The organism is Mesorhizobium sp. C089B, assembly GCF_030323125.1.
Lineage (GTDB): Bacteria > Pseudomonadota > Alphaproteobacteria > Rhizobiales > Rhizobiaceae > Mesorhizobium.
Genome location: NZ_CP100469.1, coordinates 313,340 through 337,339 on the forward strand (window position 1 = coordinate 313,340; position 24,000 = coordinate 337,339).

22 protein-coding genes are annotated in these 24,000 nt (G+C 60.6%); 15 read left to right on the forward strand and 7 right to left on the reverse strand.

The window, feature by feature from the left end:
• Positions 1-10 precede the first annotated feature (10 nt).
• On the reverse strand, positions 11-646 hold the full coding sequence (gene bluB, locus NLY44_RS01525) for a 5,6-dimethylbenzimidazole synthase (protein ID WP_023705333.1): 636 nt from the start codon (positions 644-646) through the stop codon (positions 11-13).
• Positions 647-908: 262 nt separating this feature from the next.
• Here bluB and NLY44_RS01530 point away from each other — a divergent pair, with 262 nt between their 5' ends.
• From NLY44_RS01530 to NLY44_RS01555, 6 genes are all read left to right on the forward strand, one after another.
• On the forward strand, positions 909-1,421 hold the full coding sequence (locus NLY44_RS01530; RefSeq protein ID WP_023673440.1) for a DinB family protein: 513 nt from the start codon (positions 909-911) through the stop codon (positions 1,419-1,421).
• A gap of 446 nt (positions 1,422-1,867) precedes the next feature.
• Positions 1,868-2,518, forward strand: coding sequence for a hypothetical protein (locus NLY44_RS01535; RefSeq protein WP_023689083.1), 651 nt, complete (start codon positions 1,868-1,870; stop codon positions 2,516-2,518).
• A gap of 393 nt (positions 2,519-2,911) precedes the next feature.
• Positions 2,912-3,697: a GGDEF domain-containing protein gene (locus NLY44_RS01540; protein WP_023705331.1), complete on the forward strand. Its 786-nt coding sequence runs from the start codon at positions 2,912-2,914 to the stop codon at positions 3,695-3,697.
• 420 nt (positions 3,698-4,117) lie between these two features.
• Entirely contained in the window at positions 4,118-5,539 is a 1,422-nt protein-coding gene (locus tag NLY44_RS01545; RefSeq protein WP_023733885.1) for an MBOAT family O-acyltransferase, read from the forward strand.
• Complete coding sequence (locus tag NLY44_RS01550) at positions 5,539-7,047, forward strand: alginate O-acetyltransferase AlgX-related protein (protein WP_023805652.1); 1,509 nt, start codon at positions 5,539-5,541, stop codon at positions 7,045-7,047. Before NLY44_RS01545 ends, NLY44_RS01550 begins: the two co-directional genes overlap by 1 nt.
• A 272-nt stretch (positions 7,048-7,319) precedes the next feature.
• Complete coding sequence (locus NLY44_RS01555; protein ID WP_084013013.1) at positions 7,320-8,138, forward strand: class I SAM-dependent methyltransferase; 819 nt, start codon at positions 7,320-7,322, stop codon at positions 8,136-8,138.
• On the opposite strand, the gene NLY44_RS01560 is transcribed toward NLY44_RS01555, so the two are convergent.
• Together NLY44_RS01560 and NLY44_RS01565 are read right to left on the reverse strand one after the other, a co-directional pair.
• On the reverse strand, positions 8,125-9,036 hold the full coding sequence (locus tag NLY44_RS01560) for a rhamnosyltransferase WsaF family glycosyltransferase (protein ID WP_286456531.1): 912 nt from the start codon (positions 9,034-9,036) through the stop codon (positions 8,125-8,127). The two genes, NLY44_RS01555 and NLY44_RS01560, sit on opposite strands and share 14 nt — an antisense overlap.
• Complete coding sequence (locus NLY44_RS01565) at positions 8,994-11,156, reverse strand: glycosyltransferase (protein WP_286456533.1); 2,163 nt, start codon at positions 11,154-11,156, stop codon at positions 8,994-8,996. The genes NLY44_RS01560 and NLY44_RS01565 overlap by 43 nt, the downstream gene beginning before the upstream one ends.
• 688 nt (positions 11,157-11,844) lie before the next feature.
• On the opposite strand from NLY44_RS01565, the gene NLY44_RS01570 reads away from it, so the two are divergent.
• Together NLY44_RS01570 and NLY44_RS01575 are read left to right on the forward strand one after the other, a co-directional pair.
• Positions 11,845-12,252, forward strand: coding sequence for a sterol desaturase family protein (locus NLY44_RS01570; protein WP_245262697.1), 408 nt, complete (start codon positions 11,845-11,847; stop codon positions 12,250-12,252).
• Between the two features lie 192 nt (positions 12,253-12,444).
• Positions 12,445-12,621: a hypothetical protein gene (locus NLY44_RS01575; protein ID WP_245262694.1), complete on the forward strand. Its 177-nt coding sequence runs from the start codon at positions 12,445-12,447 to the stop codon at positions 12,619-12,621.
• Between the two features lie 34 nt (positions 12,622-12,655).
• On the opposite strand, the gene NLY44_RS01580 is transcribed toward NLY44_RS01575, so the two are convergent.
• From NLY44_RS01580 to NLY44_RS01590, 3 genes are all read right to left on the reverse strand, one after another.
• Positions 12,656-12,958 (reverse strand): DUF982 domain-containing protein, encoded by a 303-nt coding sequence (locus tag NLY44_RS01580; RefSeq protein ID WP_023670262.1) that lies wholly within the window; start codon positions 12,956-12,958, stop codon positions 12,656-12,658.
• 158 nt (positions 12,959-13,116) lie between these two features.
• Entirely contained in the window at positions 13,117-15,198 is a 2,082-nt protein-coding gene (locus tag NLY44_RS01585; RefSeq protein ID WP_023805650.1) for an ATP-dependent helicase, read from the reverse strand.
• Positions 15,199-15,249: 51 nt separating this feature from the next.
• On the reverse strand, positions 15,250-15,417 hold the full coding sequence (locus NLY44_RS01590; RefSeq protein WP_023684745.1) for a hypothetical protein: 168 nt from the start codon (positions 15,415-15,417) through the stop codon (positions 15,250-15,252).
• A 159-nt stretch (positions 15,418-15,576) separates the two neighbouring features.
• Between NLY44_RS01590 and NLY44_RS01595 the strand changes: the two genes are divergently transcribed.
• Positions 15,577-15,729, forward strand: coding sequence for a hypothetical protein (locus NLY44_RS01595; protein ID WP_023693936.1), 153 nt, complete (start codon positions 15,577-15,579; stop codon positions 15,727-15,729).
• Between the two features lie 241 nt (positions 15,730-15,970).
• Here the strand turns inward: NLY44_RS01595 and NLY44_RS01600 are convergent, their stop codons facing one another.
• A complete protein-coding gene (locus tag NLY44_RS01600) occupies positions 15,971-16,939 on the reverse strand; it encodes a LysR substrate-binding domain-containing protein (protein WP_023805649.1) in 969 nt (322 codons plus the stop codon).
• Positions 16,940-17,050: 111 nt separating this feature from the next.
• Here NLY44_RS01600 and NLY44_RS01605 point away from each other — a divergent pair, with 111 nt between their 5' ends.
• The 6 genes from NLY44_RS01605 (at position 17,051) to NLY44_RS01630 (ending at position 23,983) form a co-directional block, all read left to right on the forward strand.
• Entirely contained in the window at positions 17,051-17,884 is an 834-nt protein-coding gene (locus NLY44_RS01605; RefSeq protein WP_023805648.1) for a hypothetical protein, read from the forward strand.
• A gap of 13 nt (positions 17,885-17,897) precedes the next feature.
• Positions 17,898-18,866: a DMT family transporter gene (locus NLY44_RS01610; protein WP_245263821.1), complete on the forward strand. Its 969-nt coding sequence runs from the start codon at positions 17,898-17,900 to the stop codon at positions 18,864-18,866.
• Complete coding sequence (locus NLY44_RS01615) at positions 18,859-19,092, forward strand: hypothetical protein (protein WP_023684750.1); 234 nt, start codon at positions 18,859-18,861, stop codon at positions 19,090-19,092. The genes NLY44_RS01610 and NLY44_RS01615 overlap by 8 nt, the downstream gene beginning before the upstream one ends.
• A 166-nt stretch (positions 19,093-19,258) precedes the next feature.
• Entirely contained in the window at positions 19,259-19,705 is a 447-nt protein-coding gene (locus NLY44_RS01620) for a Ros/MucR family transcriptional regulator (RefSeq protein ID WP_023670270.1), read from the forward strand.
• Positions 19,706-19,840: 135 nt separating this feature from the next.
• A complete protein-coding gene (locus tag NLY44_RS01625; protein WP_023805646.1) occupies positions 19,841-21,718 on the forward strand; it encodes an ABC-F family ATP-binding cassette domain-containing protein in 1,878 nt (625 codons plus the stop codon).
• A gap of 156 nt (positions 21,719-21,874) precedes the next feature.
• Complete coding sequence (locus tag NLY44_RS01630; RefSeq protein ID WP_023805645.1) at positions 21,875-23,983, forward strand: molybdopterin oxidoreductase family protein; 2,109 nt, start codon at positions 21,875-21,877, stop codon at positions 23,981-23,983.
• Positions 23,984-24,000 lie beyond the last annotated feature (17 nt).

The following is a 24,000-nucleotide window of genomic DNA, read 5'->3' on the forward strand; positions in this document are numbered from 1 at the left end:
GTCAGTATCACTACCGCCTGATAACAACGGGCGGCCGCCGGCGCTCCCAGCCCTCGCGCTCCAGCGTCGGCATCTCATGCTCCTCGCTGGGATAGCCGAGGCAGAAATAGCCGATCAGCGTCCACTCAGGCGGGGTGTCCAGGATTGCGGCCATCTCGGCGGCGTCGAGGATCGACACCCAGCCCATGCCGATGCCTTCCGCCCGCGCCGCCAGCCACAGTGTGTGCACCGCCATGACGGCCGAATAGTCGATGGTCGCCGGCATGGTCATGCGGCCGAGCCCGTGGCCCTGTTGCGTCGTGCGGTCGGCGAAAACCGCGAACTGGCAGGGCGCTTCATTGAGACCGGCGAGCTTCAGCCGGGCATAGAGAGCGGCGCGCTCGCCCGAAAAGCATGCCAGCGCCTCGGCATTGCAGCGCTCGAAACAGTCTCTCACCGCGCCCCGCCGCTCGGCGCTCTCGACCACCACGAAGCGCCACGGCTGGCTGAGACCGACGGACGGCGCGACGCTGGCAAGCTCCAGCAGCCGCTCCAGCGTATCCTCGGGCAAAGCCGTCCGCTCGAAGCGCCGCACATCCCGGCGCCAGCGCAGCAGCGTGACCAGCCCGGCGCGAAAATCATCGGTGAAATCGGGGGGTGGTGGCATGGCGATCAGGAGACTTGTGTGGGGAATAGGCAGTAGGCAGTAGGCAGCAGGCAGTAGGCAGTAGGCAGTACAGCGCTCAGACCCTATTGCCTACTGCCTATTCCCTAAGCTGCTGCCGCCGCCTCCTTCCAGCAATGCCGGTTGAGCGGACGGGTCGCGTCGTGTCCGACGAGTTCATAGAACAGAATGGTCATTGGCGGCTGCGTCCTCGCGGTCTAATTAGGCGCCTGCGGCTGAAGCGGAACTCGTCGGCGGGAAAAAGATGAAACAGCATTTCATGATGTTCGCGGCCTACAATCAATGGGCCAATGGCCGCATCTACGATGCCGTCGCCGCACTTGACGAAGAAGAGTTCAACCGCGATGTCGGCGCATTTTTCGGCTCGATGATGGGCACGCTCAACCATCTGCTGGCCACCGACCGCATCTGGATGAAACGCTTCACCGGCGAGGGCGACGCGCCGGCAAAGCTCGACGCCATCCTGCACCGCGCATTGCCTGGTCTAAAGCTGGCGCGTGAGGCCGAGGACAGGCGGATCGTCGACTGGGTCGGCGGTTTGACCGAAAAGGCTTTGTCCGGCCGCTTCTCCTACATGACCGTTTCCGACATGCGCACCGTCTCGCAGCGGCTGGCGCCGGCGCTGGGACACGTCTTCAACCACCAGACCCATCACCGCGGCCAGGCGCATACCATCCTGACCATTCTCGGCCGGCCTTCGGTGCAGCTCGACCTGGCGTTTTTCCAACGCACCGACGAAGGCCGCGCCTACGCCTGATCTCCTGACCGCGCTTCCCGTTTAAACGCACGGGAGCGTTAACCGGTGCATTTGCGCGGCCGTCGATGCCCGGCACCAGCTCTGGATCCAAGCCGGGTTTGAGGACCCTGTCGGCACAACGCTGCCCGGTGACTGGGCCAGATGGCTGGGCTGTCAGTGGCCCGCCTTTTGTGGGCCTTCGGCTCCAGGCCGCCGCAGCCACAACCCGCTCCAACTCCGGTGGAATTTCTGTCGAGAGAATTAAACAAAGTTTAAATATTGAAGCAAAAACATATTTTTTTTTAGCAGACCAGTGCACGCCTTGAGAACTACAATCCTTATTCTTGGAAAAAATAAAGAAACTATAAGGAAGACTCGTGCGTAGCTGTGAGTGCATAAGCATATGTCTGCTTTGGTTTGCTGGCATGTTGCAATGCACAAAGCAGAACGGCAACAAGGAGAGTGTCATGGTTAATATCACTCAAAAAATCGCTAGAACACTGGCGGCGGGTGCAATTATCGTCATTTTTGCCGCTCCCGCGAATGCAGGCGGCGGAATTGGCGTCGGTGTCGGCGCATCTATCGGCGGTGCTGGCGGCATCAATGCCGGTGTTGGCGCTTCGATCGGCGGCAGCGGCGGGGTCAAGGCCGGTGCCGGCGCCTCGGTTGGCGGCAGCGGCGGTATCAAGGCGGGTGCTGGCGCAACGGTCGGCGGCAATAGCGGCGTTACAGCAGGCCTCGGCGCCTCAGTCGGCGGTAGCAGCGGCATTAAGGCTGGCGCTGGCGCGACGGTCGGCGGAGCCGGTGGCATCAATGCCGGTGTTGGGGCCACGGTCGGCGGCAGCGGAGGTATCAATGCCGGTGTCGGCGTCAACGTCGGCAGCGGCATCAACGTCGGTGTCGGCGTCGGCATTGGCGGAACGCCGGGCACGCCCGGTACCCCCGGCACTCCAGGAACTCCTGGAACACCAGGCACCCCTGGGACACCCGGTATCGTCGCTAGCATGTCGAACAGCCAGCTGACACGTATGAAGAAGCGCTGCGTCGATGTGCTCGCCAGCGAGGGCACCTACGACAGCGATCTGCGGCAGCTATGCCTTATGATCTCGCGTCGCTGAGACAGGTTTCGCCGGGAGTGTCGAGCCAGCCGTGAGGCTTTACGGCACTCTCCTACCGCATGGCCCAGACTTCCCGAGGGACATGCGCTGACGAGAAGCCTCCGGCCAGTCGGAAAGCCCGCCGCGCAAGTGGCGGGCTTTTTGTCGCCACTCACAAGGCAACCGATCGCGCCTTTCGATTGCCGGAGTTTTTTATCGTTTAACGGAAACGGTGAAACGCGCTATCCCTTTGTCTTGGTAATTCTCAGGGAAAGCGCCCACGCGCTTCTCCCGGGAAAGCTGCTCACACTTTCCTGGAATTGTTCTGGTTAACCACATTCGAATTGCAGGTAAGATTTTAGGGTTTCATTTGTGTTCCCGCTGCAAAATGGCGAACACAGTGGGAGAAATGGCATGCGGGTCGATCTTTCGCCCACGAGCTTGGGCAGGGTCATAGCAGTCACGGTTGTCGGCACGGCGATCTGTATCGCGGCGGCCTTCCTTGTCGATTCCTACAATTTTCCGTCGCTGTCGCCCGAAGCGTTGCGCTGGGCGCAGCTCACCGACCTGTTGCTGCCGCTCGTGCTGGGTGGATCGTTCTTCTCTTTCCTGATGTACAAGATGCGCCAGCTGGCGATCGCCCAGAAGAATCTGAGCATCGTCGCGGCGACCGACAGCCTGACCGCGGTGTTCAACCGCGGCGCGTTTTCGATGCTGGTCGAGGCCTATCTCGAACAGGCGCGCAGCCAGGCCGTCGTCGATGCCGGCGCCCTGCTGATCGTCGACGCCGATCATTTCAAGACCATCAACGATCGATTGGGCCACGATTGCGGCGATCAGGCGCTCAAGCTGATTGCGCAGACGATCAAGGCCCAGCTGCGCGGCGCCGACATCGTCGGGCGCATCGGCGGCGAGGAGTTCGCCATCTTCCTGCCTGGCGCCGACCCGTCGCAGTCCTGGCTGGTTGCCGAGGGGATCCGGCGGCGCATCCGCGAGGTCGAGTTTGCCCCGGATGGACGGCCCTGTCCGCTCTCGGTGAGCATCGGTGGCGTCGCCTTCAGCGGACCCACCACCTATGCCGACATGTTCCTGACGGCCGACCGGCACCTCTACAAGGCCAAGTCCAACGGCCGCGACCAGGTCAGTTTCGAAACGACCGGGCCGCGCGCCCTGCTCGCCGGCGACCCGACGTTGCATTGAGGGCTGGGACCGGTGCGCCGACAGCTCGGCGTAGCGCCTTAGAGCAATTCCAAGAAAAGTGTGTGTTCCCAGGAAAGCGCTTAGCGCTTTCCTTCGGAATTGCGTCAGAACAAGAGATAGAGTGTCTCGCCGTTTCCCTAAACGATGAAACGCTCTAGCGGCTTGGGCGCGTTATCAACAACCTGTGCATAGAGATAAGCATTTACAGATCAGGCGAGGCGTCTACTATCTGAGCAGGGACGATTCAGAGAGAATTGCCGAATGCTCATACATTTTGTCGATATTTTCGCCGTTGGGACATGTTTTGTATTTTGGCCGATCCTTGCGCGCTATATTCGATATAGATGGTGAGGTCTTGGGTGGCAAACTTGGCTCTTAGAGCTGAGGTGGTCACCGAGCGTGGGCGTGGTTGGAGGCAGGATGGTATTTTCGGCAAGTAATTTTCTTTTCTTCTTCCTGCCTATCGCACTTGCCATAGCTCTTTTTGCCAAGCCCTCTGCCTTTCGGCCAAGCCTGCTCGTTCTGAGCTTGGCATTCTACTATTGGTCGTCAGGGTCGTATGTAATCATACTCATCGCGGATGTAGTCATCGCCTATTTCGGCGCGCTCGCTATCGACCTTTGCAAAAGCGCGCGATTGAGAAATGTAGTTGTCGGGGCGGCAATCGTCCTGCTGGTCGGCATTCTCGTGTTCTTCAAATATCTCGATTTCATAGCGGTGAACGTTGACCTCGCCTCCGGCAGCAATCTGTCGGCGACATTCGCCGGCATAGTCCTCCCCATCGGCATATCCTTCTTTACCTTTCAGGCATTGTCTTACCTGATCGACGTCTACCGCCGCGACATTCCGGCAGAGCGCAGTGTCGTGCTCTTCAGTACGTACTTCACATTTTTTCCGCACCTGATTGCCGGCCCGATCGTGCGGTTCCGCGACGTCGTGGATGATTTTCGAGCGCCGAGAATATCTCTCGAGAACTTCTCCACTGGGGCCACCCGCTTCGCTCACGGCCTCATGAAAAAGGTGATCATAGCCGATGGTATTGCGCCGATCCCCGATGCCATTTTCGCCGCACCCCACGACACCATAGGTTTTGCCACGGCATGGCTGGCGGCCGCGACCTACGGCATCCAGTTGTATTTCGACTTCTCCGGCTATTCCGACATGGCCATCGGGCTTGCCCGCATGTTCGGCATCCGCTTTGCGGAAAATTTTGAGAGACCCTACGCCAGCCGTTCGATCACCGAATTCTGGCGACGCTGGCACATCTCGCTTTCAAGCTGGTTTCGCGACTATCTCTACATCCCGCTGGGGGGAAGCCGGCATGGCAGGATCGCGACCTATCGAAACCTGTTGATCGTCTTCGCGGTAACCGGCCTCTGGCATGGCGCCTCCTGGACGTTTTTCTGCTGGGGTATGTTCCACGGGCTTTTCATCCTGGTCGAGCGCGTGGCCACCGGCACCTGGCCGAAAGTGCTGGAGAAGGGGTGGCTGCGATATGCCTATTTCCTGCCGGTCGTGACGCTGAGCTGGCCGCTGTTCCGCTCGACGTCGCTTGAACAGGCAATGTCTTTGTGGAAGGCGATGGCTTCGCCCGGCGCCGCTGGTGCATTCAGCCTCGATGCGGCTGCGCCAATAGCCACGACCAGCTTGATCGCCCTTGTGGTAGGTGCAGCAATTTACGTTTTGCCCGGCCGGCTTTCGTTCGGCCAGTTGCTGACAAGCGAGACCAGAGGCGATAGGCTGTATGTCACTGGCGCCTGCTACACGGTTGTTGCCCTGATGGTATGTCAGGTGTTGGCGCTGAGCGGTGGCTACACTCCGTTCCTGTATTTCCAATTCTGATGAAAACAGCCAGAAAAATATGCAGCGCAATAGTCACCGCGGCCTTCGTGGTCATCATCGCGTCGCCGCTGTTGGTGCTGGCTGTTCGCGGCGCCGTTGAACCTTATGGTCAGAAGGACTTTACCGCTTTTCCTGCGCCGGAATCTCTGCGGGCAAGTTCAAGCGGCGCTTTCGATCAGCTGGCTTCCGCCCTTCTGGAGCGTTCCTGGTTAAAGCGGTCCGCCATTTCCATTCGAAATGCCGTATTACTCAAAGTCGTTCGCCAATACGACCACAACAACATCGCTACTGGAAGAGACGGCTGGATATACTGGAAAGGCGACTGGTTCGAGGGGAAATGTCAGGAACGGTATAACGTGGAATTGGCTGTCTCACGTATGGATGCCATGATTGACGTCGCCGGTGCTTCCGGCATTGAGATGTATTTTACGATAGCGCCTGATAAGTCGACAGTATATCCAGAATTTCTCGACCCCCACTTTGAAAAATACTGGGCCTGCAAACAGCAGAGTGCCGACCTTCTGCGATCGACGATCAGAGCCAAAGCACCTCGGATTGTTGATCACTTAAGCGCACTGCAGGAGGCAAAAGGACGTTCAAACGGCACCGATCTGTATCGCAAGACAGACACCCACTGGAGCTACTTTGGTGCGGCCATCGCCTTTCGCCAATTGCTCGTAGCGATCTTCCCCGATGGCAACGGGGTGCGGCCGCCAGTACTAGCCGGGAAAATGGCTCAGAATCCGACAGATCTCGAGACGCGTATGCTGCTGGTAGGTAACGGCGAACCCGAAAGTGAGATAGACACCCCGGCGGAAATAGAGGCGCTTTCTTCGTTCAAGCAGGTCGACCAAGCGGTCTCCACCGTAATCTTGCATGATTCGTTCTACAATAAAGTCATAGGCTTGACGCAGCCATTCCGACACGCCGTCGAATACTTTATGGACCTTTCCGATCCACAGGGGATCACGAACGCGGTGCTCGCCAGCCAGCGGCTGATCGTCAGCCGCGTCGAGCGAGCGGTCGTCGATTCGGTGTTGATCGGCCCTCTTTCGTGGTCCAGCACGCTGGGTCAGGCTCTGGTCGCGCGCGACGAGTTGGCTGCTAGGGAATGCAGAGATTTTGCCCCTGCCACCGGTGAGCCGAAGCTTCAAGCTATGGTTGTTGGCGCGAGTGGTTTTCTTGCGACCGCCCCTGATCCACAAATGATAGCCACCGTGCCCGTCTCGGATAGCAGCCGCACAACCCCCTGTGTTCGCCTGCAGCTTACGCTGAACAGCCCAGATGTGTTCGAGATCTTTTTTTCACCACACGGAGGCGAGGATGGAGCTTTTGTGGCCGGCCGGTCGTTTCAACTACCCCTCGGTGCTGGCGACCACGCGATTGCGCTGGTTCTGCCCAACTATCTTGCCGGACGCTCCATTCGTATCGACCCAGGAGATTCAGGGCAGCAAACGATCATGAGGGATGTACAGTTTGGTTGGCATTCGAGCGAAGCGACTCCATGATCCTGTTCCTGGGCAGGTCATTTTCGCGACAATGCCGGAACCCTTGACGGTGAAGTGATGGCTACGACGCAGAAAGAGAGAAACGTCAATGTTGAAAGCCAGGGGGATAACGGGAAGAAGGACCGCGGGCATTCAGATCAGCAGTATGCTGGGGAGCGAGCCTAATATATTCTGTGAGGCCCGGTGGAGATATCAGGATCAGTAATTGTCCAAGAACTGCTTGAGGCCTCCGCCGCACTCGGTGAATTAAAGGCAAAAGGAAGGAGTCAACGATGTTGCCAATGAAGGAACCGAGTCACAACAGCCCGCCGGTCCGGTCGTCAAAGGCGTTTGAAGCCAACGATTTTCTGCGCTCCCTCGCCAAAGTATGGGCGGACAGATACTCGGTCACTCCGGAACTTCATGAATATGATCATATTTTCGGCCATCTGGTCGCTCGATTGTCGACAGGCGAGGAAATAAAGTTATTCGAAGCACTGAAGCACTACTTTGAGAATGGCGCCGCCAATGCGCAACAGGTGCGAGAGCTTATGACATCATTGGGCTTGCCCAGGGATGCCAGGGCGCTGGAATTTGCAAGCGGCTATGGTCGCGTGACGCGACATTTGAAGGACCTGAATTTAGTTGCCTGCGACATTCATCCCGAAGCGGTGTCCTTTTGCACTGAGGTGCTGAGTGTTGCGGCTATTCCTTCGGCCAGCATTCCCGAACACTGGAAACCTGGCGAAAAGTTCGATTTCATCTTCGCCATTTCGCTATGGTCGCATCTTCCGGACGGCTTGTTTCAGCGCTGGCTGTCTGCGGTGTGCGCCGCTCTCAAACCGGGCGGGTACCTGATGTTCTCCACGCACGGCGCGCATGCTGCAAGCGTTGTTCCACAACTTGCCGAAGTCATCAGCAATGGCCAACAATATGGCTATCTTGACGGGTCTGATCAGAAGGATCTAGATCCGTCTATCTATGGCTCCACCGTCGTGTTGCCACCATATGTCATCAAGGCGATCTACGATGCCACGAATGCACGCATCGTATCGTTCAAGCCAGCCGAATGGTGGGGCTTGCAGGATGAGTGGGTCGTTAGGGTTCCCTGACCGGCTTCCTCCGGTGATATAAGGCAGCGGGACGGTGATGACCGGCCGCCGCAGCGCGAACTGAGTCCAGTCCATTCGGAGGCGAGCGGATCGGAACGGACAGGGTCGGCCGATCAGACAGGAAGTCGACGATCTTCTTCATCGCTGCTGGCGAGAACGCGTCGTCCCAGTCTGTCGGCCAATTGAAGCGCGAGCCCTGCAGCCGCTTGTCGTATTGATCGACGCGCGAGATGGCGTCCTTGAGCCCGGCGACCACGCCCTCCAGTGTCGGTTCCACCGGGATCAGATTGGTCGAGATATCCCGCAGGCTCTCCGCCGTCTTGTTTTCGAACGTGTTGGTCACGGTCCACATACCGGCCGAGGCCATCTCGAGCGGCACCAGGCTGGGATGCGGCGTCAGCATCAACGAGAGGCCGACATCGTGGTGCGGCAGACGTTGAGTATACGTCTGCAGGTCGGTCTTGGGCATCATCTCCAGAACCACGTCGCGCGTCAGCCTGATCTTGCTGGCGCCGCCGATCGAGCCCATGCCGTAGAATTTCCACTTGTCGGCGTCAAAATCAGGAGAACGAGCTAGCTCTGCAAGCGCCATCATTCCGAGCTCAAACATATTGCGCGCGGCGTGGGCCTCCGGGCGGGCGTAGAAAAGAATGCGCCGCTCGCGATCACGCATGTCGTTTGTCGATGGTTTGAATTTCTGAATGGCATTGCGGAATACGGCGTGGTTCTTGTCCGCGCCGGGCTTCGAGAAGACGCCGATCCTGTTCAGCTTGAAAAAATCGCGCAGCAAGGGCGTCGAAAAAAGCTGGAATTGCGGAAAGCGGTAAGACTGCTGGAAAAGCGCGGCGATTGTGTTCATAGGCAGGAAATAGGGTTCATATTCCTGGACCATGAACATGAAACGGTCCTGTCCCAATTCTCGGCTGGCGCGGTGCGCGACATGAGCCCCCAGCCATTGGTCGCGATGAAGCGATCGTCGGGGCTGACGAACAATTCCTCTTTGCGGTCATGCCGATGCTCGATTTCGATGTCGTCGAACAATCGCTCGATGCCTGGATAGCCCTTGATGCGCTCGCGGGCGAGCGTCATGTCCAACTCCGTACGTTCCATAGTCACGATCCGGACGAGAAAACCTTCCCGGCGCAAGCGAAGCGCCAAGCTGAACATGCCGATATAGCCGCCGAAAATGTATTTGAAGTCGATCGTGGCCAGAAGGATGTTGACGCGCTTTGGCTCGCGGCGCGATACGTGCAACGTCAACGGCTGGATATTGCGAAAAATCCAGTTGTTCTCCATATCTTCGATGCTCAGTATCCCGCCGGCGGCGACGGCCATCGGTAGAACTTCGGACCCTGTCTTGATCTTGCGGACATATCGCAAGTATTTGGTTTTCCTTAATCGATAGGCGAGATTTCTTGCTCTGGCCCCCAAGGCGGCGTTCATCAGCAGGCCCTCGACGTTCAATGTCGAATGACGCCGCAATATTCTTGAAATTTTCAGACGTATCGGTTCGAAGATACCGGTCGTCAAACGCGGGATTCGGTTGGCCGTCTTCTTGAGGGTGCTCGACATTCCAGGGTTTCGCAGCCGAAGTGTTTCGGCGAATACCGCCTTTTCCAGCGCCCCCGAAAAATCCGCGCGTGCTTGCTGCAGCAAGGTCCTGCCTGCGTCGAGCAGGGCGCGCTTGTTTTTTGCGCCTTTCAGGATGGCTCCTATTGAATAGGAGACCCCGCGGTAGCGCTTGATAACCTGCCCGATAACGTTAGCACCGTGCTGATGGTAATCGTACAGAGGCTCCTCGATATAGGAAATCCCGCCGGCAACCTCGGCGGCAAGCGCGATCCATTGGTCGTGGTAGGCGTCCATCAGCCGCTGCGGAAACGGCAGGATACGGTCTAGGATGTCGCTGCGAAAAAGGCTCGCGGCGCCGGTCACGCTATTGGCAAGGAACAGCGAAAGAAAATCCGTATATTCGTTTTTGCGGTCGGTCCAATATGTGTCGGAGATAACCTCGCGGCCGGTCACGATGCGACAATCGCTGAATGCAAGTTTCTTGCTTTCCGGCAAAGCATGGATGAGCTTCGTCAGTTTGTCGGAGTGCCAATAGTCGTCCTGATCCGCCAGTGCGACGAACTCGGCGTTGACGGGCACCAGCGAAAGGCATTCCTCGAAATTGTTGTAGAAGCCTTTGCGCTCCTTGTTTTTGACATAGACGAACCGGCTGTCGTTTTCGATCAGGTCCAGAATGTCGTTGCGGGAGGCTGCGCTGGAACTGTCGTCGGTGATGATGCAGATCCAGTTCCTATGGTTTTGCTCCCGAATCGATCCGATTTGCCGTTTCAGAAGCTCAAGCGGCGGATTGTAAGCCGCCATGCAGATGGCAACCTTGGCCCCTTTGGCAGGCCACTTCACCTTCACCGGACGACGGTTGGCCCCAGGCTGGAACTCGAAGACAGCAAGCGACTGCTCGATCATCTCTCCCGATTTAAGCTCGGCGAGCAGTCGCAGTTCGCGGCTCTCCGGCTCGGCAATCTCCTCGATCGGCAATATCGTGATGAATTCGGAAAACAGGCTGCCGCCGGTCGGATCCTGTGCGGGATGGAAGTAGTGCACGACATCGGGCCGAGCCCAGGAATGGTTCTTGATTTCGTGCTGCCTGGTTCCGTCCAGGACATAGAGCCGCCTGATCGGATTGCCGGGACAGAAAGCCCAACCCTGCAGATACAAAGCAAGCCCCTTGCCGACGTGAAACGAGCGGCTCGACGGAACGTCGAGTCCGCACATAAGCTTGGGATGCTGAGGCGTATTTTCTCTTAAATCTGGCTGCCCGGTTATAGGGATTCCGGCGACCGGAATTTTGGCAGGTAGTGAGTTGTCTTTGTCGGCGACAGGTTCTTTGCGGAATTCAAAAAACTGCTGGATGCCGAGTTGTCTTACCGCAGCGAACAGGGCGCCGACATTGGCGCTATTCCACCGGTTACTTGTCGTGCGTGATAATACATCGCGTGTATTCGCCAAGTGTCCACCCATCTGCGCGCCGATATTGTTTTTCCATACCGGTCTATGACATGAGGATCTAGAAAAAATATCGTGACGTTCCTCGTGCTGTGATGGCAGGGTAGCCATGAGAGCTCAATTTCACAACATGAATTCGAAGCTTGTCTTCATGTTTTATCTTATACTTTTAACAGAATACCGATCTCAGCTTTCAAATCGCAGAAATTTGCACATAAATTGGCTTCCACTGTGAAAAGTTATATTTTGTCGTTTATGTCTGGCAATGTAGATCCTGGGCGAAAGAACACGAACAACCGCGAAATTCAATTTGTTTGGCGGAAAATATCGTTTTTCCTAGAGGTAGGCATGCGGAGTGGGGGACGAGGCGCGATGGCATGTCCTTCTCGAAACCTGTTCAAAGGGCCGACGCGATCCGGGCCGATGGCGGCAAGCACTCCAGTCGCCGTCGTGCCGCTGCCTGCCCCTGCGCTGTCGGATGGACTGGCGGTTCGCCAAACCTGAGACCTGATTTGGCCAGACATTCGGCCCGTGCCGGCAAATGGCAGCAATCCGTGGCCAGCCGCCGTCAGCAATTGGCGTTAATCTCTGGCGAGCTGATCTTCGGCCACAACGACGGCAGGGTGTCCAATCTCGTAGACCTCAAGGCGGTGCTGGTCATCGCGCTTATTTCATTCCGCTGGAGCGGCTGTTGCCGCTGCATGCGGAGCGATCGTCGGCGCGCGGCCATTGGCCGAACGACGTCGTCTACCTCTTGTTCAACGGCATCATCATCAAGATCGGTCTGATCATCGTCGTCGGCACAGCCATGCTGGAGCTGCACCAGCTTGTTCCGGCCGGACTTACGCAGGCGCTGCGGCCGCAGCCGGTCTGGCTGCAGGCGGTGGAGGTTCTGGTGCTGGCCGATACCGGCTTCTACCTGGCGCATTGCGCCTTTCACGCCGTCCCGCTCCTGTGGCGCTTCCATTCGATCCACCACGGCGTCGAGGAGATGGATTGGCTGGCAGCGCACCGCGTCCATCCTGTCGAACAGATCCTGACCAAATCGGCGTCGTTCCTGCCGGTCTTCGCGCTCGATTTTCGACCCCCGCCATACTGATCTTCACATTGGTCTATCAGTGGCAGTCGCTGTTCATCCATTCGACACGCGTATCAGGGTCGGACCGTTGAAATGGCTGCTGGCGTCACCGCGATTTCATCACTGGCATCATGCCAATGAGCGCGAAGCCTGGGACAAGAATTTCGCCGGGCAGGCTGCCCTTTGCTCGACATGCTGGGAGGCACATTGTTCATGCCCGACAGGATGCCGCAGAAATACGGCACCGATGACCCGGTTCCCTCGCTCTATCATCGGCAGCTTGCCTATCCCTTTGTCGGCGATCAACTCTTTGTCGGCAACACCGAACAGACCGCCCCGCCGGCAAGGCTGGCAGAGGCCTCGCCGACGTCGGCCGGCAAGTCCGAGTGATCTTTTTTGCTGGGCAGGCCTGGTCCCGGCCGTCTCAGACGGCGTAGCCGCCATAACCGTGTGCGACCGGCTTGACCGAGACGGCCGGCTGGACCGCGGGCCAGAGGATGCCTGCCGTGACTGCAAAGGTGATCAGGGCATCGCGTGCGGCCTCGGTCGAGATTTCTCCGGCGCGCGCCGCCTCGCAAGCCCTCACGGCCGCGCCATAGCTCAGGCGCCGGCGTGACGGCGGAAATTCGGTCAGGAAATCATGCATCTCGAACAGCGAGGCGAGCATGCGTTTGTGGCCGGCGCCAACGCTAACGGCAACCGGGGTGAAGAACATCGCGTCGTGCATTCTGGCCTCTCTGGATGGGCGGAAGGGCGGCGGCCGCCGCCCTCCGATCGCGGGTTGGACGCCAGAAAACGCGGCTGGCGGCCCGAGGTTCCCTGAGAGATGCCATGACAGGACGATTTGCTCTTGAGGTCGCTCCCTGCCGGCATTCGCGGTTGCGGCTATTTCCACATGCCGCGCATGCGGGCGCCGAGGTCGACGCGGACTTCAGGTCTGTGGCGCGGATCGTCCTTGGCGTGGACGCTCGCCCACGACGTCTGCTCGAAGGCGCCGAGGATCGAGGCCGGGATGAAACGGGTTCGCGAGGCATAGACGTGGCGGTCGCCGCGCGCTGCCTGGCCGTGGGTGAAGAAGCGCTGCGGCGTCACCAGATGCAGGCCGTCCTTGGCCCGCGTCATCGCGACGTAAAGCAGCCGGCGCTCCTCCTCGATGTCCTCCTTGGTGCCGACGCCGAGATCGGCCGGGATGCAGCCATCGACGGTGTTGAGCACGAAGACGTTCTTCCATTCCTGGCCCTTGGCCGAATGGATGGTCGACAGGATCAGATAGTCCTCGTCGCGGTGCGGCGGCCCGGCCTGGTCGCTGGTCGCATCCGGTGGATCCAGCGTCAGCTCGGTCAGGAAGCGCTCGCGCGAAGCATAGCCGGAACCGATCTGCTCGAGCTGCATGAGGTCGGCCCGCCGCGTCGTTGCATCATCGTGCATGCGCTCGAGATGCGGCTCGTACCACAGCCTGACCTGTTCGAGATCGGCCGGCCATTCCCCCGACCGGGCGCGCAGGCCGGAATAAAGCGCAACGAAGGCTGGCCAGTCCTCAGCCGCGCGTTGCGGCGGCCGGTAGCGGGCCAGCCCCATTTCCTCATCGAGCGATGTCGCCATGGTCTCGACGATGGTGCTCGCCGCCGAAGGGCCGATGCCGGGCAGCAGCTGCAGCACGCGGAAGCCGGCGACGCGGTCGCGCGGGTTCTCGGCAAAACGCAGCACCGAAAGCACGTCCTTGACGTGGGCGGCGTCGAGGAATTTGAGCCCGCCGAACTTGACGAAGGGGATGTTGCGGCGCGTCAGTTCGATCTCCAGCGGGCCGCTGTGGTGCGAGGCGCGAAACAGCACCGCCTGCGATTTCAGCACCGTGCCGGCCTCGCGCTCGGCAAGGATGGCCTGGCAGACATAGTTCGCCTGCTCCGCCTCGTCGCGCACGCTGACCAGTTTCGGTTTTTGCGAGGATTTGCGCTCCGACCAGAGGTTCTTGGTGAAACGCTCCGATGCCTCCGAGATGACCGCATTGGCTGCCGCCAAAATGGTCTCGGTCGAGCGGTAGTTGCGCTCCAGCATGATGACATCGGCGGCTCGCGCGAATTGTTGCGGGAAATCGAGGATGTTGCGCACTTCCGCGGCGCGAAACGAATAGATCGACTGCGCGTCGTCGCCCACCACCGTCAGTCCGGCGCCATCCGGCTTCAGCGCCGAAAGGATCGAGGCCTGCAGCCGGTTGGTGTCCTGGTATTCGTCGACCAGCACATGGTCGAAACGCGAGCCCAGATGCGCCGCGATCTCCGGCTCGGCGGCCATTTGCGCCCAGTAGAGCAGGAGGTCGTCGTAATCGAGCACGTTCTGCGCCTGCTTGGCCTCGACATATCGGGCGAACAGAGCCTTCAGTTGTTCGGCCCAGCCGGCACACCACGGAAAGGCCGAACCCAGCACCTCGCCAAGCGGCGCCTGCGCGTTGACAGCGCGCGAATAGATCGCCAGGCAGGTGCCCTTGGTCGGAAAACGGCTTTCGGTCTTCGAGAATCCAAGTTCATGCCGGGCAAGATTCATCAGGTCGGCGGAATCCTCGCGGTCGTGAATGGTAAAGGCCGGGTCGAGGCCGATCGTCAGCGCATAGTCGCGCAGCAGCCTGGCGCCGATGCCGTGAAACGTGCCGGCCCAGGCCAGCGCATCGGCGATGACGGACGCGTCTCGGCCCAGCACCTCGCCGGCGATGCGTTCGACCCGCCTGGCCATTTCGGTGGCGGCGCGGCGCGAGAATGTCATAAGCAGAATGCGTCTGGGATCAGCGCCCTTGACGATCAGATGCGCAACCCGGTGGGCGAGCGTGTTGGTCTTGCCGGAGCCGGCGCCGGCGATCACCAGCAGCGGCCCGGCGATCTGGCCGTCGCCATGTTCGACAGCGAGCCGCTGCTCGGCGTTGAGCTTCGCCAGATAGGCGGGCCGCAAGGACGAATCATTGATGGCGATGGTCATCGCCTATCAAGCATCGTTTCCGCTTTGTTCGCAACGGGGCGGAAGTCGCCCTTACCGCCGTGGCGCGACACCCGTTGCCGCCGACTGGCGCCGCAAGGCGGCGCGTTCGTCGCCAGGCACCGGCAACGGATCGAAATTGTCAGGCACGTCCTTGATGATCTCCTTGGCGATGCGATAGGTCGCGTAAGCGAAAAGGCCGGTAATGAGCAGACGGATCATGGCGCGATCTCCTTTGGGCAACCAACCTCAGAGCCGCCGTTTGGTTCCAGCCGACGCGGCGTCGTTTGCGAGCGTGCAACCAAAGCCGAACCACCTCGTTGCCTTACGAAGAACCACCTCGTTGCCTTACGAAGGAGAGGGCAGACCTAGGAGGTCGCCATGAAGAGGCTTTTGATTCTGTTGGCCGCCAGCTTGGCGCTCGCTGCCTGCGACGGCGACATCCAGCCAACCAAAGCCCCGGTGCTCGATCAAACCCCGCAGACGGATTCGGCGCCAAAGCCGGCGGCCAGCGGCGATCAGCCGGCGCAATGATCGTTTTAGCGGGACGACAAGGCTGAAGGTAGCCTTCGGGAGAAGAAGGCCGGCGCCGCTTGGGAGGTGAGCTGATAGCGCCGGCCAGGCGGATATCAGGTCCGCCGCAACAACCGAAGATAGCTGAGTCTCTCGCCTGCGTCATGAGGTGGCAGTTTTCGTGCCGGTTCTGCTCGTGCCGTCTGCGCAAAACCAGCTGAAACGGCCGCAAATCCCGCAAGGCCGCGGAAAGAATCCGACCTCAGGCAATGGCCTTGCGCAGCACCGGGCCGCCGGCAATCCCTGCGTCCAACTGGCACTGCGTCAGCGCCGCCTCGGCCATGATCCACTGCTTGAACAATTCCACCTTGCGCGTGTAGGGCGCGGTGACCGGGCAGACGAAATACCAGCCGGCGGTGTTGGGGTGATGCACGGCAAACGGCGCCACCAGCCGCTCTGCGCGGATCTCGCTCGCCATATAGGCGCGGTTGGCGACTGCAAAGCCCATGCCGGCATTGGCCGCCTCATAGGACATCATGCAGGAATCGAAATAGATGCTCTTGGTCTCGCCGAGCACGGAACTCGCGCCGGCAAAACCCAGCCACGACTGCCAGTTCTGCGTGCAGGTGTCGGAATGCAGCAGCGTGAAATGCCTGAGGTCGTCGGGCGTCACCTTTGACGGCGGCCTATCGCCGAGAACCTCGTGGAACAGCTTCCTGCTGCACACCGGCGTCAAATCCTCCTTGAACAGCAGGTCCGCCTTGAGGTCGGGAAAGCTGCCGTCGCCATAGCGGATCTCGAGGTCGAACTCGGAGGTGGCGAACTCATTGGTGGCGTAGGAGGTCGAGACCCGCATTTCGATTTCGGGATATTGCCGCTGGAACAGCGGCAGGCGGGCAAACAGCCAGCGCGCCGCGAACGTCGGCAGCACCGAAATCTTCAGCACATGCGCCTGCGACTGTCCGGTCGCCTCCATGCTGGCCGCCACGATGCGCTCCAGCGCCTCGCGAACGCGCGACACATAGGTCTCGCCTTCGGGTGTCAGCGACACCGCATTGCCGCCGCGCTGGAAGATCTTGAAGCGCAGCTGGTCCTCGAGGCTTTTGACGCGCTGGCTGACGGCGGAAGCAGTAATAAACTGCTCTTCGCCCGCGCGCGTGAAGTTACGGTGCCGGGCGGCACTTTCGACAATCTTCAGCGAATTGAGGTTGACCTGACTGAGCAGACGCACGCGTTTCGACCTTAAGCTGGGCTTACACTAGCACCAGCATTCCTAATTTTACAGGGGTGGGGAAATTAATCGACAGTTTACCAAGTGATGCCCCCATCCTGGAGAAGTAGAATGAACGCCCATACCATACCTGAACTGCGCTACGCGATGAGCCGAGAAGCCATTATCGGCCATGAGACGGCCTGGAAAGTGTCGGGTTTCGGCGTTGCGCAGTATCTGCATGGCTACGACCCGGCGCTGCTGGCGGCGATCGAAGAGGCGGCGTTGAAGCTTAAGGCCAGCCACGCCGTGCACAAGCACCTCGACCTTACCTTCATCACCGGCGCCGACCGTTTTATCCCGGAGATCAAGGAGTTGCTGCATGACAAGCTGCGCCTGGAACGTCTGTCCGACATGATGGGCACCAAGCTCGAGCCCTATCCGCTGTCGATCGTCGGCTCGACCGTCACTTTCATGAATCCCAAGGACGGCGCCGTCGATTGGCATTGCGACGGTGTCCCGGTCACCGAACTCATTCCGCTGTCGATCAGCAATCCGCTGGTCGGCGGCCATCTCGAAATCTACTGCGACGATTCCGAGACCGGCCGCGCCATCCTTGAATCCGGCCGCGAGATTCCGCGCAACCAGGTCATGCGCATCGACCACAAGATGAACTACGCCACGCTCGGCCAGTTTCTCGGTGTGCTGCACCGCACCGCGCCGATCCAGCTCGGCTCGCGCGTCACGCTGGTCCTCAACCAGCGCTCTGTGGCCAAGCCCTACGTCGACGACAATCGCATGTTCTATCTCGCAGCCGACAATGATCACGATCGCGAGTGGGTCAACGAGCTCGCCGAAGACGTCTGGACGAACCAGCTGCCGGCCTATCGCCGCTTCGAGGAAGAACGTCCGGTTACGGCGGCGGCCGATGCGCCGGTCCCGGGCGGGTCAAGGGAATCCTGGTAGCCAGAGCATAGAAGTGGACGCCGGTTTGGCCGTCGGTAACATCATGGTCGGCGATAATGACAAGGCACCGTCTCGGCGATTCCGGGATGGATCGGGCTCGCCATCGGCCCTGGTCTTCGCCGCCGGCGCGGTCGCCCTGTGGTCGACCAACGCGCTGGTCGGCAAATCGCTGCTGGCCAGCCATCCGGTGTCGCTGGTGCAGTTGCTGCAATTTTGTGGAGCGGCTCTGGTGTTCGCCGTCATCCATCTGGCGAGCCGGAAGAGGGGCCTGCAAGACGCAGCCTTTTCCAAGGGTGCTGACGGCACCCTGGCGCCGGTCGCGGTCGGCTTTATTGGCCTGGTCGGCACCATGGTGCTGCAATACATCGCCTTTGCGTCCATGCCGGTGATCGAGGCCAATCTCGTCGCCTACACCTGGCCGCTGATGGTCGCGGCGGCGGTCATCGTGCTGGGCAAGCGGCAACGCCCCGTGCTTCTGGGTTCGACTGCCGTGCTCGGCTTTGTCGGCGTGGCGCTGGTGATCTCGGGTGGTCGCGGCCAGCCTTTTCTCCAAGGCAGCATCGTCGGCTATCTCGCTGCCTTCGGCTCGGCGCTGTGCATGGCCTTCTATTCGATTGCGGTCGCCCGCCTGGCCACACCGTCGGAGCGTTTGCTTTTGCCTTCGGCATTGGTCGGCGTCGGCCTGACCTTGCTGTGGTGTATTCACGACGGCGCAGCCTGGCCATCCAGCGAGCACCTCCTGCTTGGCCTCTATCTCGGTGCCGGTCCGATGGGGCTGGGATATTATTTCTGGTCGCGCGCCTTGAAGCTTGAAGGCGGCGGCAAGGTTGCGGTCATCGCCTATCTGACCCCGATCGCATCGACGCTGCTGCTGACACTTTCGGGCGAAAGGCTGACGCTGACCGCGATAGCCGGTGCGGTCCTCGTCATCGGCAGCTGTATTGCGGTGGGCATAGAACGCTCGGAGGCTGAACATGCTTGACGACGATGAACGCCTCGCCAGACAGGAAGCATTCTGGCTGCTCAAGGAGTTCGGCGCCGAGGCGCCGCTCTACGCCGCCATGAAGGCCGAAAAGGCGATAGAGCAAAAAGATTTCGGCCGGTGCGCCCGCTGGAAGCGCATTCTGGACATACTGGCCGACTCTAAACCTGCGGCGTCCGTGCAGTTGAAATCTGCTGGCGCGAAGTCGGCCGTTTCCAAGTATTAGATTTTCTAATTTGCAACGTTGCAACCTGTTGTGGAAACATCCTCCTGTTCCGATTCTTGATCGTTTATTGAGACTTTAGCGACCCGTTGGGGGGTGCAGCTAGGTCGATACATCAAGAGAAGTCTTAAAAAAGCCGGCAACTTCATGACCGGCGGGAGAAACAGAATTGCACACCATCGACAGCAAGACCGCTATTGAACTGACTGCTGACATCGTCTCGGCTTATGTCGGCAACAATCCTCTCCCTGCGTCCGGCCTGCCGGATCTGATCGCCAGCGTCAGCGCATCGGTGCGCAAGCTGGGCAGCATTGCCGCCGTGGAAAGCCCCGCGCTGAACCCCGCTGTCAATCCGAAGCGGTCGGTGTTTCCCGACCACATCGTCTGTCTGGAAGATGGCAAGAAATTCAAGTCGCTGAAGCGGCACCTGATGACCGACCATGGTCTCAGCCCGGAGGAATATCGTGGCAAATGGGGCTTGCCGTCGGACTATCCGATGGTGGCGCCGAACTACTCCGCGACCCGTTCGGCACTGGCCAAGTCTTCGGGCCTCGGCCGCAAGCCGGCCGTTCCGGCCGCCGCGGCCAAGGTGACGAAGCGCAAACCCAAAGCCTGAACCAGGCAGCCTCTGAAAAGTCAGTCTGCTGTTTGCAATGGACGGCGCGCTTAAGGCGCGCCGTTTTCATGCCTTATGCCCCCGCCGGCGCCCAGGCCCTTGCGAAGCGCCGCCCTCCCGTGCAAAAGCCCCGGCATGCTTATCATCAACGATCTTTCGCTCCGCATGGCCGGACGCTTGCTTCTCGATCATGCCTCGCTGACCTTGCCAGCCGGCACAAAGGCCGGCCTCGTCGGCCGCAACGGCACCGGCAAGACGACGCTGTTCAAGGCCGTCACCGGCGACTTTCCCTCCGAGACCGGCTCGATAAGCCTGCCCAAGAACACCCGCATCGGCCAGGTGGCGCAGGAAGCGCCCGGCACCGAGGAGCCGCTGATCGAAATCGTGCTCAAGGCCGATCTCGAGCGCACCGCATTGCTCGAGGAGGAAAAGACCGCCACCGACGCGCACCGCATTGCCGACATCCATATGCGGCTGGCGGATATCGATGCGCATTCGGCGGAATCTCGCGCGGCCACCATCCTCGCTGGCCTTGGCTTCGACGACGCCGCGCAGCGCCGCCCGGCCTCGTCCTTCTCCGGCGGCTGGCGCATGCGTGTGGCGCTCGCCGCGGTGCTGTTTGCCGAGCCCGACCTTCTGCTGCTCGACGAGCCGACCAACTATCTCGATCTCGAAGGAACGCTTTGGTTGGAAAACTACGTGTCGAAATATCCGCACACGGTGCTTCTGATCTCGCACGATCGCGACCTGCTCAACCGCGCCGTCAATTCCATCGTTCATCTCGACCAGAAGAAGCTGACCTTCTGGCGCGGCGGCTACGACCAGTTCGAGCGCCAGTACGCCGAGCAGAAGGAGTTGCAGGAGAAGGGCCGTGTCAAGCAGGAAGCCGCCCGCAAGCACATGGAATCCTTCGTCGAGCGTTTTCGAGCCAAGGCTTCGAAGGCGAGACAGGCGCAGTCGCGCATCAAGGCGCTGGAGAAGATGAAGCCGATCGCAGCGCTCGTGAACGACACGGTGCGGCCGTTCTCTTTCCCGGAGCCGGTGAAAACGGTGGCGTCGCCGATCGTGGCGCTGAACAACGTCAATGTCGGCTACACCGAGGGCCAGCCGATCCTCAAGAAGATGACGTTGCGCATCGATGCCGACGATCGCATCGCGCTGCTCGGCGCGAACGGCAACGGCAAGTCGACCTTCGCCAAGCTTCTCTCGGGCAGGCTGAAGCAGGAAACCGGCACCATGACGGTGGCGCCGGGCCTGAAGGTGGCGATCTTCGCGCAGCATCAGCTCGACGATCTCAGGCCGGAGGAAAACGCCTACGAGCATGTCCGCCGGCTGATGCCGGAAGCGCCGGAATCCAAGGTGCGCGGCCGCGTCGCCCAGTTCGGCCTCACCACCGAGAAGATGAACACCGACGCCAAGGATCTGTCGGGCGGCGAGAAGGCGCGCCTGCTCATGGGCCTGTCGGCCTTCGAAGGCCCGAACCTCTTCATCCTCGACGAACCCACCAACCATCTCGACATCGACAGCCGCGAGTCCTTGATCCATGCGCTGAACGAGTTTCCCGGCGCCGTCATCCTGATCTCGCATGACCGCCATCTGCTGGAAGCGACCGCCGACCGGCTGTGGCTGGTCAAGGATGGTGCGGTCAACCCGTATGACGGCGACCTTGAGGACTACAAGACGCTCGTCACCGGCGTGTCCGGCGATCGACGCGGCAAGCGCGAGGCCGAGAAGGCATCCAAGGCCGATCGCCGCCGCGATGCCGCGGCGCGCCGCGCCGCCTTCGAGCCGCTGGCCAAGGAAATCCGCGCCACCGAGGCGCTGATGGACCGCATCCGCAAGCGCATCGACCTGATCGAGGATGAACTCGCCAATCCGGCGGTATACGAAAAGGATCCGTCGACGGCGACCCGGCTCGCCAAGGAGCGCTCGCAACTGGCCCAGCAGCTTGCCGGCCACGAGGAGAAGTGGCTGACCATGTCGGCCGAGTATGAGGAAGGCACGGCGGAGTGATTACCCTCCCCCGTTGTGGGGAGGGTCGATCCGCGAAGCGGAGCGGGGTGGAGTCCGCGCCGCACCCCATCCCGTCGCTGCGCGCCGACCCTCCCCTCAAGGGGAGGGTAAGATCTGGCCCTACACGCCGCCCGCGAAACCCGCTAAAAACGCCGCATGAACCAGCACGCCAAGCTCAGAATCGGCCACTCCGCCTGTCCGCATGATTGCCCTTCGACCTGCGCGCTCGAGGTCGAGCTGCTCGATGGCAACCGCATCGGCCGTGTCCATGGCGCCAAGTCCAATACGTATACGGCTGGCGTCGTCTGCGCCAAGGTCGCGCGCTATGCCGACCGTGTCCACCATCCCGACCGGCTGCTGAAGCCGCTGGTGCGTGCCGGCGCCAAGGGTGACGGCGTCTGGAAGGTATCCAGCTGGGAAGTGGCACTCGACCTCGTCGCCGAGAAATTTATCGCGGCCGAGGAAAAATACGGCTCCGAGACCGTCTGGCCTTATTACTATGCCGGCACGATGGGGCTGGTGCAGCGCGACGGCATCGACCGGCTGCGCCATGCAAAAAAATACTCCGGCTTCTTCGGCTCGATCTGCACCAATCTGGCCTGGACCGGCTGGATGATGGGAGCGGGCGCCTTGCGCGGTCCCGATCCGCGCGAGATGGCGAAGTCCGACTGCGTGGTGATCTGGGGCACCAATGCCGTGGTCACGCAGGTCAATGTCATGACCCACGCCATCAAGGCGCGGAAGGAGCGTGGCGCCAGGATCATCGTTATCGATGTCTACGAGAACGCGACGATGAAGCAGGCCGATATGGGCCTTGTGCTGAAGCCCGGCACCGATGGCGCGCTGGCCTGCGCGGTCATGCATGTGCTGTTCAGGGAAGGCATGGCCGACCGCGCCTATCTCGAAAAATACACCGACGATCCGAAGGGGCTGGAAGCGCATCTGGAGACCCGCACGCCGGGATGGGCTTCCGCCATCACCGGTCTTGCGGTCACCGAGATCGAGGCTTTCGCACGCCTCGTCGGCACGACGAGGAAAACCTATTTCCGCCTCGGCTATGGCTTTGCCCGCCAGCGCAACGGCGCGGTCAACATGCACGCGGCATCCTGCATCGCCGCCGTCACCGGCGCCTGGCAATATGAGGGTGGCGGTGCCTTCCATTCCAATTCCGGCATCTTCAAGCTCAACCAGGATGTGCTGGAAGGCGCCGCGATGCGCGATCCCAATATTCGCCATCTCGACCAGTCGCGCATCGGCCCGGTGCTGACCGGTGCAGCGGACTCGCTCTATGGCGGCCCGCCGGTGACGGCGATGCTGATCCAGAACACCAACCCGGTGAATGTCGCGCCCGAGCAGCGGCTGGTGAAGCAGGGTTTCCTGCGTGACGACTTGTTCACCTGCGTGCACGAGCAGTTCATGACCGACACGGCAAAGCTCGCCGATGTCGTTTTGCCGGCAACGATGTTTCTCGAGCATGACGACGTCTACAAGGGCGGTGGCAACCAGCACATCACGCTCGGTCCCAAGCTGATCGAACCGCCGGAAGGGCCGCGCACCAACCATTTCGTCATCGAGCAATTGGCGCAGCGTCTCGGCGTCGCCGACCGGCCGGGCTTTGGCCTGACCGAGCAGCAGCATATCGACATCATCCTCGGCAAGCGCGGGCTGGGCTCCTTCGCCAGCCTCAAGGAAGACAAATGGGTCGACCTGCAGCCGGATTTCGAGGCGGCGCATTTCATCGATGGTTTCGGCCATGCCGACAAGAAATTTCACTTCCGCGCCAACTGGAGCGGGCAGGCGGCGCCCAACCGGCCGCCGAAAAGCATGGGCCTGTTCGGGCCGGTGGCGGAGCTCCCGGAATTCCCCGACCATGTCGACCTGATCGAGGTCGAGGATGCGGAGCATCCGTTCCGGCTGACGACATCACCGGCGCGCAACTTCCTCAATTCGACATTCGCCGAGACACCGGTGTCGAAGGCCAAGGAAGGCCGGCCGGAATTGTTGTTGCATCCGGACGACGCTGCCGCGCTTGCCTTGGACGACGGCGACCGTATCGAGGTCGGCAACCGGCGCGGCGAGGTGGTGCTGCACGCAAAGCTGTTCGATGGCATCAAGCGCGGCGTGGTGATCGCCGAGGGCATCTGGCCAAACAGCGCCCATGAGCGTGGCGAAGGCATCAATGTGCTCACCGGCGCCGACGCACCAGCGCCCTATGGCGGTGCGGCCTTCCACGACAACAAGGTCTGGCTGCGGCCGGCGGGCTAAAGCAATTCCAGGAAAAG